Source organism: uncultured Eubacterium sp. (genome assembly GCF_937958975.1).
In the GTDB taxonomy this organism is placed as follows: domain Bacteria; phylum Bacillota; class Clostridia; order Lachnospirales; family Lachnospiraceae; genus Eubacterium_G.
This window is the reverse complement of record NZ_CALGRE010000014.1, coordinates 24,434-38,909: the sequence shown is the minus strand read 5'-3', so window position 1 is coordinate 38,909 and position 14,476 is coordinate 24,434. Positions and strand designations below refer to the sequence as shown.

13 protein-coding genes are annotated in these 14,476 nt (G+C 34.8%); 1 reads left to right on the top strand and 12 read right to left on the bottom strand.

All coding sequences use genetic code 11. The features are described from left to right. Nucleotides 1-31: 31 nt before the first annotated feature. From smc to pta, 9 genes are all read right to left on the bottom strand, one after another. Nucleotides 32-3,592 carry a chromosome segregation protein SMC gene (gene smc, locus Q5O86_RS01790; RefSeq protein ID WP_302625431.1) on the bottom strand — a complete coding sequence of 1,187 codons (3,561 nt, stop codon included), beginning with the start codon at nt 3,590-3,592 and terminating at the stop codon, nt 32-34. Nucleotide 3,593: 1 nt separating this feature from the next. Then, nucleotides 3,594-4,283, bottom strand: a complete 690-nt coding sequence (gene rnc, locus Q5O86_RS01785; RefSeq protein WP_302625430.1) for a ribonuclease III — start codon at nt 4,281-4,283, stop codon at nt 3,594-3,596. 69 nt (nt 4,284-4,352) lie between these two features. After that, nucleotides 4,353-4,586, bottom strand: coding sequence for an acyl carrier protein (acpP, locus tag Q5O86_RS01780; protein ID WP_302625429.1), 234 nt, complete (start codon nt 4,584-4,586; stop codon nt 4,353-4,355). Nucleotides 4,587-4,601: 15 nt separating this feature from the next. Beyond that, nucleotides 4,602-5,612, bottom strand: coding sequence for a phosphate acyltransferase PlsX (gene plsX / locus Q5O86_RS01775; protein ID WP_302625428.1), 1,011 nt, complete (start codon nt 5,610-5,612; stop codon nt 4,602-4,604). Nucleotides 5,613-5,724: 112 nt separating this feature from the next. Continuing rightward, the gene (locus tag Q5O86_RS01770; protein WP_302625426.1) at nt 5,725-7,248 is read right to left on the bottom strand and encodes a DUF6056 family protein; all 1,524 of its coding nucleotides are present in this window, start codon (nt 7,246-7,248) and stop codon (nt 5,725-5,727) included. Between the two features lie 125 nt (nt 7,249-7,373). Next, on the bottom strand, nt 7,374-7,553 hold the full coding sequence (gene rpmF / locus Q5O86_RS01765) for a 50S ribosomal protein L32 (protein WP_021953116.1): 180 nt from the start codon (nt 7,551-7,553) through the stop codon (nt 7,374-7,376). 3 nt (nt 7,554-7,556) lie between these two features. Further along, complete coding sequence (locus tag Q5O86_RS01760; RefSeq protein WP_302625425.1) at nt 7,557-8,081, bottom strand: DUF177 domain-containing protein; 525 nt, start codon at nt 8,079-8,081, stop codon at nt 7,557-7,559. 68 nt (nt 8,082-8,149) lie between these two features. Continuing rightward, the gene (locus Q5O86_RS01755) at nt 8,150-9,343 is read right to left on the bottom strand and encodes an acetate/propionate family kinase (RefSeq protein WP_302625424.1); all 1,194 of its coding nucleotides are present in this window, start codon (nt 9,341-9,343) and stop codon (nt 8,150-8,152) included. A 17-nt stretch (nt 9,344-9,360) separates the two neighbouring features. Then, entirely contained in the window at nt 9,361-10,356 is a 996-nt protein-coding gene (gene pta / locus Q5O86_RS01750; RefSeq protein ID WP_302625423.1) for a phosphate acetyltransferase, read from the bottom strand. Between the two features lie 179 nt (nt 10,357-10,535). On the opposite strand from pta, the gene Q5O86_RS01745 reads away from it, so the two are divergent. After that, nucleotides 10,536-11,765, top strand: coding sequence for a nucleotidyltransferase (locus tag Q5O86_RS01745; protein WP_302625422.1), 1,230 nt, complete (start codon nt 10,536-10,538; stop codon nt 11,763-11,765). A gap of 108 nt (nt 11,766-11,873) precedes the next feature. Here Q5O86_RS01745 and Q5O86_RS01740 read toward each other — a convergent pair whose 3' ends face one another. The 3 genes from Q5O86_RS01740 to Q5O86_RS01730 are packed head-to-tail and all read right to left on the bottom strand — an operon-like array spanning nt 11,874 to nt 14,379. Next, complete coding sequence (locus Q5O86_RS01740; protein ID WP_302625421.1) at nt 11,874-13,238, bottom strand: PFL family protein; 1,365 nt, start codon at nt 13,236-13,238, stop codon at nt 11,874-11,876. A gap of 27 nt (nt 13,239-13,265) precedes the next feature. Next, on the bottom strand, nt 13,266-13,538 hold the full coding sequence (locus Q5O86_RS01735; RefSeq protein WP_302625420.1) for an ACT domain-containing protein: 273 nt from the start codon (nt 13,536-13,538) through the stop codon (nt 13,266-13,268). Between the two features lie 31 nt (nt 13,539-13,569). Then, a complete protein-coding gene (locus tag Q5O86_RS01730) occupies nt 13,570-14,379 on the bottom strand; it encodes an MBL fold metallo-hydrolase (RefSeq protein ID WP_302625419.1) in 810 nt (269 codons plus the stop codon). Between the last annotated feature and the right edge of the window lie 97 nt (nt 14,380-14,476).

The following is a 14,476-nucleotide window of genomic DNA, read 5'->3' as shown; positions in this document are numbered from 1 at the left end:
TTTCTAAATGCGCAAAAACTGCGCCTCCTTTCTATTTACTCAAATCATTCTCTAACAAATCAACAGAAACCAATGCGGAAATCCCTTTTTCCTGCATTGTAATACCATATAGCCTATCCGCACAATTCATTGTACCACGTCTATGTGTTATCACAATAAACTGTGTGTTTTTTGTCAGTTTATGAAGATATTCTGCAAATCTCACAACATTGGAACCATCTAACGCCGCCTCGATTTCGTCTAAAAGACAGAATGGGGACGGTTTTAAGTTCTGAATTGCAAATAATAGACTAATTGCCGTCAATGCCTTTTCACCACCCGATAGCTGCATCATATTCTGCAATTTCTTTCCAGGAGGCTGTGAAATAATCTGAATCCCTGCCTCTAAAATATCTTCTGCCTCTGTCAGTTCAATGGTTCCTTTGCCACCTCCAAACAGTTCTTTAAATACTTTATCAAATTCAATCTTAATCTCCTCGAATTTTTCCTTAAACTGCTTGCGCATGCCTACTTCAAGCTCATCAATAATCTTGAGAAGATTTTCTTTTGCTTCCATCAAATCATTATGCTGACTCTTCATAAATTGATATCGTTCATTGACTTCCTTAAACTCTTCGATGGCATTGATATTTACATCTCCAAGAGACTTCATCTCTTTTCTGATATTCGCAATATTTTCTCTAATCGCTGACTTATCATTAAATTCAGGATTCTTCATTTCAGCAGCTTTTCTATATGTAATCTCATATTCGTTCCACATATAGGCTTCTTTGTTTTCAGATTTTTCTTCTAATGCTTCCTTCTGACTGCTTAATCTGTAAACCTCCTTATCTAAAACAGATATTCTCTCAGATAATGCCTCACGCTTTTCAAAAAACTCTTTATGTTCTCTGCTCTGATTTTCTTTTTCCTTCTTAGCATTCTCAATTTCTTTCTCAAGAACCTGAATCAACTTACGATTCTTTTCTGTTTCTTCTGTCAATTTTTCAATTGCTTCTGCTCTTGATAAAATTTCACTGTCATTTTCCTTAGAATTATTTTTAATCTCTTCCAGTTCTTTCAAAAAACCTTCAATTATTTTACTTGACTTCTGAATCTTTTCCACAATAAATTCATGTTTCTGTTTAAAATTTGCAATTTCAATATTAATTTCCTCAAGAACGCTGTTTTTCTCTGATAATTCTTCTTTTATCATTGACAATTTTTTCGTCTTTTCAACTACTTCTTTTTCAAGAAATCCGCTTCTATCTTCTGTTCCCGTCAACTCTTCACTGAGTTTTGAACTATTTTGATTGATATCTTCCATCTCAAGTGTAATATCATCATTTTCTTTTGTATAGCCCTTATATTCCTGAACAATATTATCCTTCTTATCTCTTGCCTGTTTCAGGTTAATTTCTATCGTATTTTTTATGAGAAGCTGTTCCTGAAGACCTTTTGAAACTTTATTAATCTCTTCAGAAATGAGACTCATTTCACTTCTATTGTCTACGAGCGCCTTATCTAAAGCTGTTTTTTCCTCTTTCAATGAAACCAGCTTCTTCTCAATCTCCTCGATTTCACGTCTTCGCCCAAGAAGATTACTGTTATTTTTAAATGCACCACCGGATATCGAACCACCGACATTAAGGTATTCTCCCTCCAATGTAACGATTCTCACCGTATAACGATATTTTCTTTCAATAGCGATGGCATGGTCTATCGTATCCACAACCATCACTCTACCAAGAAGATATTTAGCAACCCCTTCATACTCTTTCTTAATCTCAACCAATTCACTTGCAAGACCTAAAACACCCTTTTCCTCTAATGCATCCGGAGCATTAAAATTTGTTTTATTACTCATACTGCTGAGAGGCAGAAAAGTTGCACGGCCAAATTTATTTTTCTTTAAATACTCAATGGTTTCTTTTGCGGTCGTCTCAGTGTCTGTAACAATATTTTGAATATTTCCACCGAGTGCCGTCTCAATTGCCACTTCATACTTTTTCTCAACCTTCACAATATCAGCAACAACACCAATTATCCCCTTTTTGCTTTCTTTCAACTCCATTACTTTCTTAATACTATTTCCATACCCCTCATAACGTTCTGTAAGGTTTTTAAGAGCATCTAAATTCGACTTTAACTTATGATATTTTTCCTGATTCTCAGACAAATTCTTTGTCAGCGTGCTATTTTCAACTCTTTTATCTGCCAAATCATTTTTGTATTGGTTTAATGTGGCTGTGATATTCTCAATATCGTTTTCTGACTCCTCAAGTTGTCCTTCTAACTGATTTATTACGTTTTCCTGACCGTCTTTCTGGCTCTGAAATGCAATTAATTTTTGATTCAATTGGGATTTTCTTATATTGATCTGTTCCAGCAAAGTATCACATCTTTGAATTTTTGTTTTAATCAGCGCTTTTGCATTTAAAAGTTCAATAATTTTTGATTTATTGCTCTCAATTTCAGCTTCTAAGTCAGAAAGTTCCTGACCTTTTTTTGCAATATCCCCGTTAATATCTGCCTGAGATGCAATCACCTCACTCAATCTTTTCTCGTTTTCAGACTTTTCGTTTTCAGACTTTTCCAATTCGCCTTGCTGTTGTTGTATTTCTGTATGAATCGAATCAATTCTCTGATTGATATAAGACTCATTATTTTTTGCCGAATTAATCTGCTCTTTAATAACGTTAATCTGTCCTTCAAATTTCTCTATACTTAAAATCGTCTCGTTTAAAGTTGCCTTCTTAGTCTCAATTGAATTATTAATTTCTTCAAGAATCTGCTCTAATTTTGTATAATCAGCTTTAATTTTTTCAAACTCATCCGTGGCATTCTGCATATCAGCAGATGCAATTTTAATTTTTTCATCAATCTGCACCAGCCTGTTTTTAATTTCATCAAACTCAATTAAAAACATATTTACATCATTGACCTTCAAATCTTCTTTTAAAACAAGATATTTCTTAGCTTTTTCACACTGTTTTTCCAGTGGAATTACCTGACGTTCCAATTCCCCCAAAATATCTGACACTCTCACAAGATTTTGATTCTGGTCATCAAGCTTTCTCATCGCATCATTTTTTCTGCGTTTAAACTTAACAATTCCTGCCGCCTCGTCAAATAACTCTCTTCTCTCTTCGGGCTTTCCACTTAAAATCTTATCAATCTGACCCTGCCCGATAATAGAATATCCCTCTTTACCGATTCCTGTGTCATAAAACATTTCATTGATATCTTTTAATCTGACCTGCGTTCCGTTAATCATATACTCACTTTCCCCGGAACGAAACAGTCTTCTGGAAACAGTTACTTCATTATAATCAATATTTAGTTTATGGTCTGCGTTATCAAATGTAATGGCAACATAAGCATAACCCATTGGTTTTCTGTTCTCTGTTCCCGCAAAAATAACATCTTCCATTTTAGAACTTCTCAGCTGTTTTGTCTTCTGTTCTCCCAAAACCCACCGCACTGCATCTGCCACGTTACTCTTACCGGAACCATTGGGTCCTACAATTCCCGTAATTCCATTGTGAAATTCAAAATTTATTTTATTTGCAAATGATTTAAATCCGTGTATTTCTATACTTTTTAAATACATGTTAATCCCTCTTATCTAAAGTCTTTAAGGCACTGTACGCCGCCTGCTGTTCTGCCGCCTTTTTTGTATGCCCAATGCCTTTTCCTATGATTTTCTCATCCAGTTTTGCTACCGCCTCATAAGATTTATTGTGATCTGGTCCGCTTTCATGAATAATTTCATAAGAAAGCTTCCCTGCTTTTACAATATTGACCCTCTCCTGAAGTATCGTCTTGCTATCATGAAACAATCTCTTATTATCTATATCATTCAAGGCAAAATTTAATATAAAATCTTTTGCCATTTCTATTCCACCATCTAAAAATATACTGCCAATTAAAGCCTCAAAAGCATCCGAAACAATAGAATCGCGCTTTCTGCCACCTGTTTCTTCCTCACCTTTTCCCAGATATATAAATTCATCCAGCATTATCTCCCTGGCATCTTCGGCAAGCGTAGGCTCACACACAAGACTCGCCCTTAACTTTGTCATATCTCCTTCCGGCATCTCCGGCATTGTCTTAAATATAAATTCACTGGACACAAGCTCAAGAACAGCATCTCCTAAAAACTCCAGACGTTCATTATCTTTTATTTTTTTATTTTTATGTTCGTTAGCAAAGGATGTATGCGTCAATGCATTCATTAGTAAATCTTTGTCTGTAAAAATATATCCAATATTATTTTCTAACTGAGTATAATCAGTATTCATATTCTTCCTCTAAATTCCTATAACGTATTTTAAGCCCTATTTCTAGGGCTTAATCAAAAAAACATTTCACTATTTTTCAAGAGCTTTTTTAATCTTATCGTAGGCATCTCCAACTGTAATAATGGATTGTGCCTCGTCTGTAGGAACCTGGATACCAAATTCATCCTCAATTCCCATTACAATCTCAAGCACATCTAATGAATCTGCTCCTAAATCATCAACAAACTTACTCTCCTCTGTAATTGTAGATGCGTCCAAATCTAAAACATCTGCAATTGCCTGAATTAATCTTTCTAATTCCATTTTTCCTCCTAAAACCTATTTGTTTTCTAAATTCAGTTTTTCTTTAAATTTATTATTTAAATTCATTTCTTTAAATGTGTGACATTGAAGAATTGAATTTTTTATTTCTATTGCCTTAGAACTACCATGTGTCTTAACCAAAAGACCGTTTAATCCTAATAATGGAGCTCCTCCATGTTCCTCAAGAGAAAATCCCTTTAAAGTGTTTTTTAAACTTTTCTTAATTAAAAGTGCCCCAATCTTTGTCTTCAAGGTGCTCATCATAGAACCTTTGATTTTCTCAATTAAAACTCCTGCTACGCCTTCATATAATTTTAAAATCACATTTCCAACAAATGCATCACAGACAATGACATCTGCCACGCCCTCCGGAATCTCTCTGGCTTCAATATTTCCAATAAAATTAATATCTTTTAATTCTTTCAATAAAGGATATGTCTCTTTTACAAGAGAATTTCCCTTTTCTTCTTCCGCTCCAATATTTACAATGGCAACCTTTGGATTTTTAATACCGACAATACTTTCCATATAGACCGCCCCCATCTTCGCAAACTGAATCAGGTGGGAAGGTCTTGCGTCAACATTCGCTCCACAATCAATCAGAAGCGCCGCACCGTTTTTTGTTGGAATCAACGGAGCCAAAGGTGGTCTCTCAACACCTTTTAATCTTCCAATGATAACATGTCCTCCTACAAGATTCGCTCCTGTACTTCCGGCTGAAACCATGGCATCAGCCTCTCCTTTCTTTACCATATACATACATTTTACGAGCGAGGAATCTTTTTTACTCCGTATTGCCACAACCGGTGGTTCTCCCGTTTCAATCATCTCTGTTGCATTAACAACCTCTAATGCTTCTTTATCATATGTATATTTTAAAAGTTCCGCATCAATAGCCTCTTTTCTGCCTACTAATTTGATACGAACTTCTTTGTTTTCATTCGATGCTAAAACAGCACCTTTTACAATTTCCTCCGGTGCATTATCTCCGCCCATGCAGTCTAACGCTATTATCGTCTCTGACATTGTATGTCCTCCTTTTTCGCATAATGATAATATACTAAAAAATGGCCGTAAAATCAAGAATAAAGAAAGTTTTCAACACCGATAGACCCCAAAGCTCTTATTTATTATAATCTTATTTTTCCCACTCCCAATAATTAATATATGTGTATCGTATATTACTCGGAAAACCATAATAATCATTATAACACTCCTGCCAGTTCTCATCCTTTGGATTCATATTTACGCAATATAAGCCAGACATCGGAATATACGGTACAATAAAGTTTTCTTTCCCCTCACTGACCATCTTTTCAATATAATTATTTCTTTCTGATAAAGCTTTCTTTATAAAAATACAACCGTTTGTATCCATGCCAAATCTAAATAGAATAAAACACGCTGCCACAAGAAAAGAATATTTACAAATATTCTTTTTCATATTACAAAAATCATCTCTTTGGAATCTATTTTCAGTATATTCCACAATGTAGTAAATCAATTGCATCTCAAAAACGGCAAACATTACATAACTGTTCATAAAACATCTTGCATTTACCGGCTCAGATACAATCAATGGCAATACTAATGGAATTTGGGATAACAATGTCACTAATAAAATTAATTTCTCTTTGGAATTTTTAATCCCCAGTGCTATCGCTGCTACCATTGCCAGGCAAAAGATGATAATTGCAACTGCCTTTAAACTATTGATAGAAGGAAAATAAAAAGTTTGATCAGCATCTACACTATTTAGAAAAAACATTGCCGTCATCGCCGAAAATATACCTAAAAGTACTCTTTTAAATTTCATATCAACAACGATACAAAAGCCAATCATAGTCAATCCCAAGACAATAATAAGCCAAATATTTTCCGTAAACCAATATTTTATTATTTTGCCAGAAAAACTTTTCCATGTCTGTTGTATAAAAGACTTTCTATCAAAGTCTATATCTATTTTCTTATATGTCTTTCCATTATCAATTGCAGCGCTTAAATATGCTGAATTGGTAAACATTATAATCATTCCAATTATATTTCCGATAAATAATGATAGATAATGGAAATTCATTTTTTTATTATAATAAACACTCCATATAATACAAAATACACCAGCTAATACAAAAAATATTGTTGTATTCTCCAATATAAGTTGTACTCCAATGCCCGAAACCAAAAGAAATACTGCCATTTTCACAGATATTTTTTTATAACTGTAGTATTTTTTCAAAAATAACAAATAAGTTATTATCATCATAAGTGAAATCACATAATTTGTAAAACCTGACACCCATCCGAAAGTTTGTACAAAAGTGTTTCTCGGCATCAATAGAATCAGCACAACCGGCACTAATATTAAAATACTTTTTCGTGCCAATTTTGAAATTTGATACAAAATAGTAAAAACAATCAATGCTCCTATCATAGCAAATAGGATTGAAGGCATTCTTGTAAAAATTAAGGTAATTATATTACTAAGATATCTACCGTTATATCCTTGAAATCCATGTTGCAGACGTTCTATTCCTGTTTTCGTTCCCCAAGCCCAATCATCAAGATTACGCGGGTTAAATATAAGCATAATCATATATAATATTGAAAATAACATGATTATCTGCAATTTTTTATCTTTTAATTTTACACAATTCTTTTTCATATTCTATACTCCATATTATTTTTTGATTCCTTTATAAAGTATTACCACCAATTTATAACATAATCATCTCGTTACGATTACATAAAATAAGACTTTGTGTCTTCCACAAAGTCTTATTTTTATAATTAGTCAACTGAAACAATTTCTTTTTTGTTGTAGCTTCCACAAGCCTTGCACACTCTATGTGGCATCATCAAAGCTCCACACTTACTGCACTTAACAAGATTTGGAGCTGACATCTTCCAGTTAGCTCTTCTCTTATCTCTTCTTCCTTTAGAAGATTTGTTCTTTGGACAGATAGACATGGTTTACACCTCCTTAAACTGATTAAAAACATCTAAAATTTTCGACATTCCCGTACCTGGTTCTGCGTCATCGCACTTGCAGGCTCCCATATTGAGATTAGCGCCGCATCTATTGCAAATTCCTCTGCAATCTTCTTTGCATAGAACTTTCATAGGTAAACTAACCAGAATCTCGTTATAAATAAATACCTCAGTATCAAACTTAGTTCCTTCCAGATAAACTTCTTCATCTAATTCGGCAATCTTTTGTTCTGAAGTCTTATTCATATCCAAATCTTTGAAACACTCTATATTAATCTTATAATCTACAGGCTCTAAACACTTATCACACGGAATTATTAAGGTAACACTTCCGATGCATTGAAAAGCAATATGCTTTTTTCCTTTATTGTGAAACGACATGTTTATCTTACTGTTTTTGATAGGAAAACATTCCTTTTTCAGTTTAAACTCACTGATTTCGAGTTTTGGTTCGACGCTTCTGTGACCGTCTTCTTCCTGTAATAATTCGTATAAATCAATTAACATAATCTTCCTTCTTCAAAGACACCTTAACAATTATACATATCTGTTATATTTTTGTCAAGATACTTATTTTATTTTAGAATTTCTACTGTCTCTCTCGCGATTGCCAATTCTTCATTTGTAGGTATTACATAAACTTTGACTTTAGAATCTGGCGTAGAAATCATAATCTCTTCCCCACGTTTTTCGTTTGCCTTATCATCTATTTCAATACCAAGGTATCCAAAATATTCGCAAACTGCTTCTCTCACACGTCCGTTATTCTCACCAACACCTGCGGTGAAAACAATCATGTCCACACCATTCATGACAGCAACGTAACTTCCTATATATTTTACTACATTATGAACATATGCATCAAATGCAGATTTTGCATTTACATCTCCTTCGTCAATCGCCTTTATAATATCCCTAAAATCACTGGACACACCTGAGAGACCGGCAATCCCCGACTCTTTATTTAGCATATTTATAATCTCAGAAATGTTTTTATTTGTATGTTGTGCAATAACCTCAATAATCCCCGGATCAATATCTCCGGAACGAGTTCCCATAATTACACCTGCAAGCGGTGTCAGGCCCATGCTGGTGTCAACAGAATTTCCGCAATCCACCGCACAAATACTTGCTCCATTTCCAAGATGACATACAATTGTCTTTAATTTTTTGTATGGCTGTCCAACAATTTCAGCTGCTCTTTTAGATACATAGCTATGTGATGTACCATGAAATCCATATCTTCTTATTTTATATTTATCATAATATTCTCTCGGTAGTGCATACAGATATGCTTTTTCGGGCATCGTCTGATGAAATGCCGTATCAAAAACAGCCACATTTGGTGTATCCCTCATAATTTCCATACACGCTTTTATACCAATAATATTTGCAGGATTGTGAAGCGGTGCAAGATAATTGCATTGCTCAATTTTGTCTAGAACCTCTTCTGTTACCAATACAGATTGGGAGAAAAATTCTCCTCCATGAACCACTCTATGTCCTACAGCCTTTACTTCACTCATATCTTGAATTACGCCTGTTTCTTCATCTGTCAAAACTGAAATGACAGCATTCATTGCCTCATTATGAGTTGGCATCTCCACTTCTTTTGTACTCTTATCACACTGTATACTCTCATATGTGATAGAGCTTCCTTCCATTCCGATTCTTTCGCATAGTCCCTTAGCTAAAACTCTCTCATTTTCAGAATCTATCAACTGAAATTTTAATGACGAGCTGCCACAATTTATAACTAAAACTTCCATTTCAAACTCCTACTAAATTAATCAATCTGCGCTTGTACAGCAGTAATTGCCACAACGCCGACAATATCTCTGGCGCTGCATCCTCTTGATAAGTCATTGATTGGCTTTGCAATTCCCTGACACAGAGGACCATATGCTTCTGCCTGTCCTAATCTCTGTAATAATTTATATCCAATATTCCCGGCATCCAAATCCGGAAACACTAACACATTCGCTTTTCCCGCTACCGGACTTCCCGGCGCCTTAAACTCTGCAATTTCCGGTACAAGCGCTGCGTCTGTCTGTAATTCTCCGTCAATTAAGTATTGTGGATATTCCTTCTTGGCTATTTTTGTCGCTTCCACAACCTTATCTACGTCATTATGAGCAGCACTTCCATGAGACGAATGTGATAACATTGCCACTCTTGCCTTCTCGCCTACAAGATATTCAAAAGACTGTGCACTGCTTGCCGCAATATCTGCGAGCTGTGTCGGGTTCGGATTCTGATTTAATCCACAATCTCCCATGACAAATACACCATCACTTCCCATTTCTTTATTCGGAACACAAATCACAAAAAAGGCTGAGACAAGTTTACTGCCGGGCTTAGTTTTTATAATTTGCAGTGATGGTCTTAATGTATTTGCTGAGGAATGGCATGCTCCTGATACAACTCCGTCCGCATCTCCAGCCCTGACCATCATACATGCAAAATACATATAATCACTGACTAAAATTGCATATGCCTGTTCTTTTGTCATTCCCTTTGCTTTTCTCAATTGATAAAAGTCCTCAGCATAATCTACTGTTTTTTCATATTTTCTCGGATTAATTATCGTAATACCTTTTATATCATAGTCTTTTCCATATTTTGCGACTTCTTCCTCTGTAGCGAGCAGAATAATATCTGCAAAATCTTCCCGGATAATCTGTTCTGCCGCTTCATAAGTACGCTTGTCCATACCCTCCGGAAGAACAATTGTCTTTCTATCAAGTCTCGCTTTGTCCTTTAAATGCCCGATAAAACCCATAATACCTTTTCCCTCGTTTCTTCATATATTTTCCAATCATACAAATTATTATAATATACCTTTTTTCAATACACAACAACAATTTAATTATCAATGAATTGATTGAATAACGGAATAATGTTAAAATAAAAACGTACTTAAACGTACAAAATATTTTATTAAAAGTAAAGGTAAAAATTATGAAAACAGTAGGAATCATCGCAGAATTTAATCCGTTTCATAACGGTCATAAGTATCTCATAGAAACCGCCAGAAAAACAACAAATGCCGACAATGTTGTTGTTATTTGCAGCGGTAACTATGTACAAAGGGGAATGCCTGCTGTTTTTGACAAGACACTCAGAGCGAAAATGGCAGTATTAAACGGTGCAGATGCCGTTTTTGAGCTTCCGGTCTGTTATTCCACTGCATCTGCTGAACTATTTGCCACCGCTTCCGTTGCCTTTCTATCCAAATTAAATTGTATTGATTATTTGTGCTTTGGCTGTGAAACTACAAATACAAAAATGCTAGAGCTGATAGCCTCTATACTTGCAAATGAACCGGAGGAATATAAAACATATCTTTCAAAACAGCTAAAAACCGGTGTATCTTTCCCTACAGCAAGATTATATGCTCTAAAAAACTATCTTGATTTTAGTTGTATTTTGGCAGATAACAACGAAATAGCTAATATTCTATCCACTCCAAATAATATATTGGCAATTGAGTATTTAAAGGCAATGAAAAAGCTAAATACTTCTATTGAACCAGTATTTATTCAAAGAATTGGCGCCGGATATCATTCAACAATACTTAAGGCAGATTTTGCTTCTGCAACCGGTATCCGTCAGGAAATCATGAGTAATCATATAAATAGTATTCGCAAATTTATACCTGAAAATACGCATGCCTTTCTAAAGGATAATAAATTTATTATCCCCGAAGATTTTAACAAAATTGTAGGTTATAAACTGATTTCGGAAAATGATTTTGAAAAATACTACGATATCACCCAATTTTTATCCAATCGAATCACCAAATTAAAATATACTTTTATGGACATAAACAGTTTTATTTCTACATTACACTCAAAAAACTATACTTTTTCCAGAATATCAAGGGGACTCTGTCATATTGTATTAGAAATTACGAAAGAAGATATGGAACAGTTTATTCAGAATAATTTTATATTTTATGGAAGATTATTGGGTTTTCATAAAAAGTCAAACATATTGTCTCTAATCAAAAAAAACAGCACAATAGATATTATCGGTAAATTTTCAGACTACTATAACCATTGTGATATATTGTCAAAAAAAATGCTTGATATCAATTTGCAGGCCGACTCACTCTACCGAATGGTTTTTATGAACAAATATAAAATAGAATTACCCACAGAATTTGAACGGGAAATTTTTATCTTATAATACCTCCTCCCGTTTGTATTCATATAACCCTCTATTATCGAACTTACAATCACAATAAGGGATATTATAACAGAAAAGTCATAATATCCCTTGCTTCAACTATTTTTATTAATTTTTGAAACTATGAATTGGTGCAGGTATTCTACCAGTTCTATTTACAAAATTATCACAGGCAAAGTTATTCACAGGCATAATAGGAGCATATCCCAAGAGTCCTCCAAACTCTACCGTTTCACCTACGCTTTTCCCTATTACCGGAATAATTCTAACTGCCGTCGTTTTCTGATTTACCATACCAATTGCAGATTCGTCTGCAATAATTCCAGCAATCGTCGTTGCTTTGGTATCTCCCGGAACAGCAATCATATCAAGCCCCACAGAACATACACAAGTCATAGCTTCTAATTTTTCAAGCGTTAAAGCTCCTTCCTTGACCGCATCAATCATTCCCTGGTCTTCGCTGACCGGAATAAATGCACCGCTGAGACCACCCACATAAGAGGATGCCATGACACCACCCTTTTTCACCTGGTCATTAAGCATAGCAAGCGCTGCCGTCGTTCCCGGAGCTCCCGCTCTCTGTAAACCGATTTCTTCCAAAATATCTGCAACACTGTCACCAATTGCCGGAGTAGGCGCAAGAGATAAATCGATAATTCCAAAAGGTATATTTAATCTCTTAGAAGCTTCTTTTGCAACCAACTGACCGACTCTTGTAATCTTAAATGCCGTTTTCTTAATTGTATCACAGAGAATTTCAAAGTTTTCTCCTCTCACCTTCTTCAATGCATGTCTTACTACACCCGGTCCTGAAACACCCACATTAATTACCGCATCTGCCTCTGTCACACCGTGAAAAGCTCCTGCCATAAACGGATTGTCATCCGGTGCATTACAAAACACGACAAGCTTTGCACAGCCCAGAGAATCCTGTTCCTTTGTTGCCTCTGCTGTCTTTAATACAATTTCTCCCATAAGTCTGACTGCGTCCATATTGATTCCTGTTTTTGTGGAACCAACATTTACCGAACTACAGACACGCTCTGTACAGGCGAGAGCCTGTGGAATTGATTTAATCAAATTTTCTTCCGCCGTTGACATTCCCTTACTTACCAATGCAGAATATCCTCCAAGAAAATTCACGCCAACCTCTTTTGCAACTTTATCGAGTGTCATAGCAATTGTAACAAAATCTTCAGGTGTTTTACATGCACTTGCACCAATCAATCCAATTGGCGTTACGGAAATTCTTTTGTTGACAATAGGGATACCATATTCCTTTGAAATATCCTCACCTGTCTGTACAAGATTTCCGGCAAGTTTTTTTATTTTATTGTATATATTATTATTTAAGGTTTCAAGATTATCACTGATACAATCCATGAGACTAATACCAAGGGTAATCGTTCTGACATCAAGATTGTAGTTGTCAATCATCCTGTTGGTTTCAATTACTTCAAATTTATTAATCATTGTATTTCTCCATTTCCAGTCAATCGATTATATTCTATGCATACTGTTAAAAATATCTTCATGCTGCATTCTGATGCTCACACCAATTTTTTCTCCCAGTTTATCCAAATCATCTGCGAGCTCGTGAGCCTGCTTTGAAGCATTGTTGCAGTCAACAATCATCATCATATTAAAATACTCCTGAACGATTGTCTGAGAAATATCCAGAATATTTACGTTATTTTCCGCAAGATATGTACATACCCCTGCGATAATACCTACTGTGTCTTTTCCAACAACTGTAATAATTGTCTTTTTCATAAAATCCTCCTAATAATTTATCTTTATATAATTAAAAGTCAATCTCGGACGATGGTTCATTTCTACTAGCCACCTTCAAATCTAAATCATCTGCACAAAAATCATGCATTCCAAAATTTATCTCATTTCTTACTGCCTGAAAGGCCAATTCCGGATAGTTATTTTCATGGCTTAAATGCCCAAGAATAATATGCTTTAGTTTTTCACTGATTATTTGATTAATCAGGTCACCGCATGCTTCATTAGACAAATGTCCCTTATTTCCCCAAATACGTTGTTTTAAATAATATGGATAAGGACCCGTCTGCAACATTCCAATATCATGATTGGATTCCAACAACAAAGCATCTATATCTTTTATATGATTGACAAGAATATCATTGCTCTCTCCCAAATCTGTTACGACAGCACAAGACTTGTCTTCTGTCGAAAGGTTACTGATAAACTTATAGCAAACAGGGTCTACAGCATCATGACTGATACGCATCGGTAAAATTTGTGTATCACCAACAAGAAACTCTTTCATCGGAACAACAACGTGAAATAAATCACTATCAACATTACCAATGGAAGATGAATTTAATATGTATTCTATTGTTTTTTCTGTTGCATAAACCGGTTTATTATATTTTCTCAGAAATACCCCTAATCCCTTTATATGGTCGCTATGCTCATGTGTAATCACTATTCCATCGATATCTTCCGGTTTTTTATGAAAAAAGTTTAGACCTTCTTCAATTCTCTTTTTGCTAATTCCAGCGTCCAGCATTACTGTTGATTCAGCATTTTCAATCAAAATACAGTTTCCTTTGCTTCCACTGGATATTGATGCTAATCTCATATGTACACCTCAAAACTTCCTTGTACATTTTATTGTATTTTTGTTCTAATTTCAACCTATATTATGGGAATAAACAAAAATATTTGAAATAATATAT

What these genes read in the sequence shown, in the direction of transcription:
- smc (WP_302625431.1), bottom strand. Translation starts at nt 3,592, where the DNA reads ATGTATTTAAAAAGTATAGAAATACACGGATTTAAATCATTTGCAAAT.
- rnc (WP_302625430.1), bottom strand. Translation starts at nt 4,283, where the DNA reads ATGAATACTGATTATACTCAGTTAGAAAATAATATTGGATATATTTTT.
- acpP (WP_302625429.1), bottom strand. Translation starts at nt 4,586, where the DNA reads ATGGAATTAGAAAGATTAATTCAGGCAATTGCAGATGTTTTAGATTTG.
- plsX (WP_302625428.1), bottom strand. Translation starts at nt 5,612, where the DNA reads ATGTCAGAGACGATAATAGCGTTAGACTGCATGGGCGGAGATAATGCA.
- Q5O86_RS01770 (WP_302625426.1), bottom strand. Translation starts at nt 7,248, where the DNA reads ATGAAAAAGAATTGTGTAAAATTAAAAGATAAAAAATTGCAGATAATC.
- rpmF (WP_021953116.1), bottom strand. Translation starts at nt 7,553, where the DNA reads ATGTCTATCTGTCCAAAGAACAAATCTTCTAAAGGAAGAAGAGATAAG.
- Q5O86_RS01760 (WP_302625425.1), bottom strand. Translation starts at nt 8,081, where the DNA reads ATGTTAATTGATTTATACGAATTATTACAGGAAGAAGACGGTCACAGA.
- Q5O86_RS01755 (WP_302625424.1), bottom strand. Translation starts at nt 9,343, where the DNA reads ATGGAAGTTTTAGTTATAAATTGTGGCAGCTCGTCATTAAAATTTCAG.
- pta (WP_302625423.1), bottom strand. Translation starts at nt 10,356, where the DNA reads ATGGGTTTTATCGGGCATTTAAAGGACAAAGCGAGACTTGATAGAAAG.
- Q5O86_RS01745 (WP_302625422.1), top strand. Translation starts at nt 10,536, where the DNA reads ATGAAAACAGTAGGAATCATCGCAGAATTTAATCCGTTTCATAACGGT.
- Q5O86_RS01740 (WP_302625421.1), bottom strand. Translation starts at nt 13,238, where the DNA reads ATGATTAATAAATTTGAAGTAATTGAAACCAACAGGATGATTGACAAC.
- Q5O86_RS01735 (WP_302625420.1), bottom strand. Translation starts at nt 13,538, where the DNA reads ATGAAAAAGACAATTATTACAGTTGTTGGAAAAGACACAGTAGGTATT.
- Q5O86_RS01730 (WP_302625419.1), bottom strand. Translation starts at nt 14,379, where the DNA reads ATGAGATTAGCATCAATATCCAGTGGAAGCAAAGGAAACTGTATTTTG.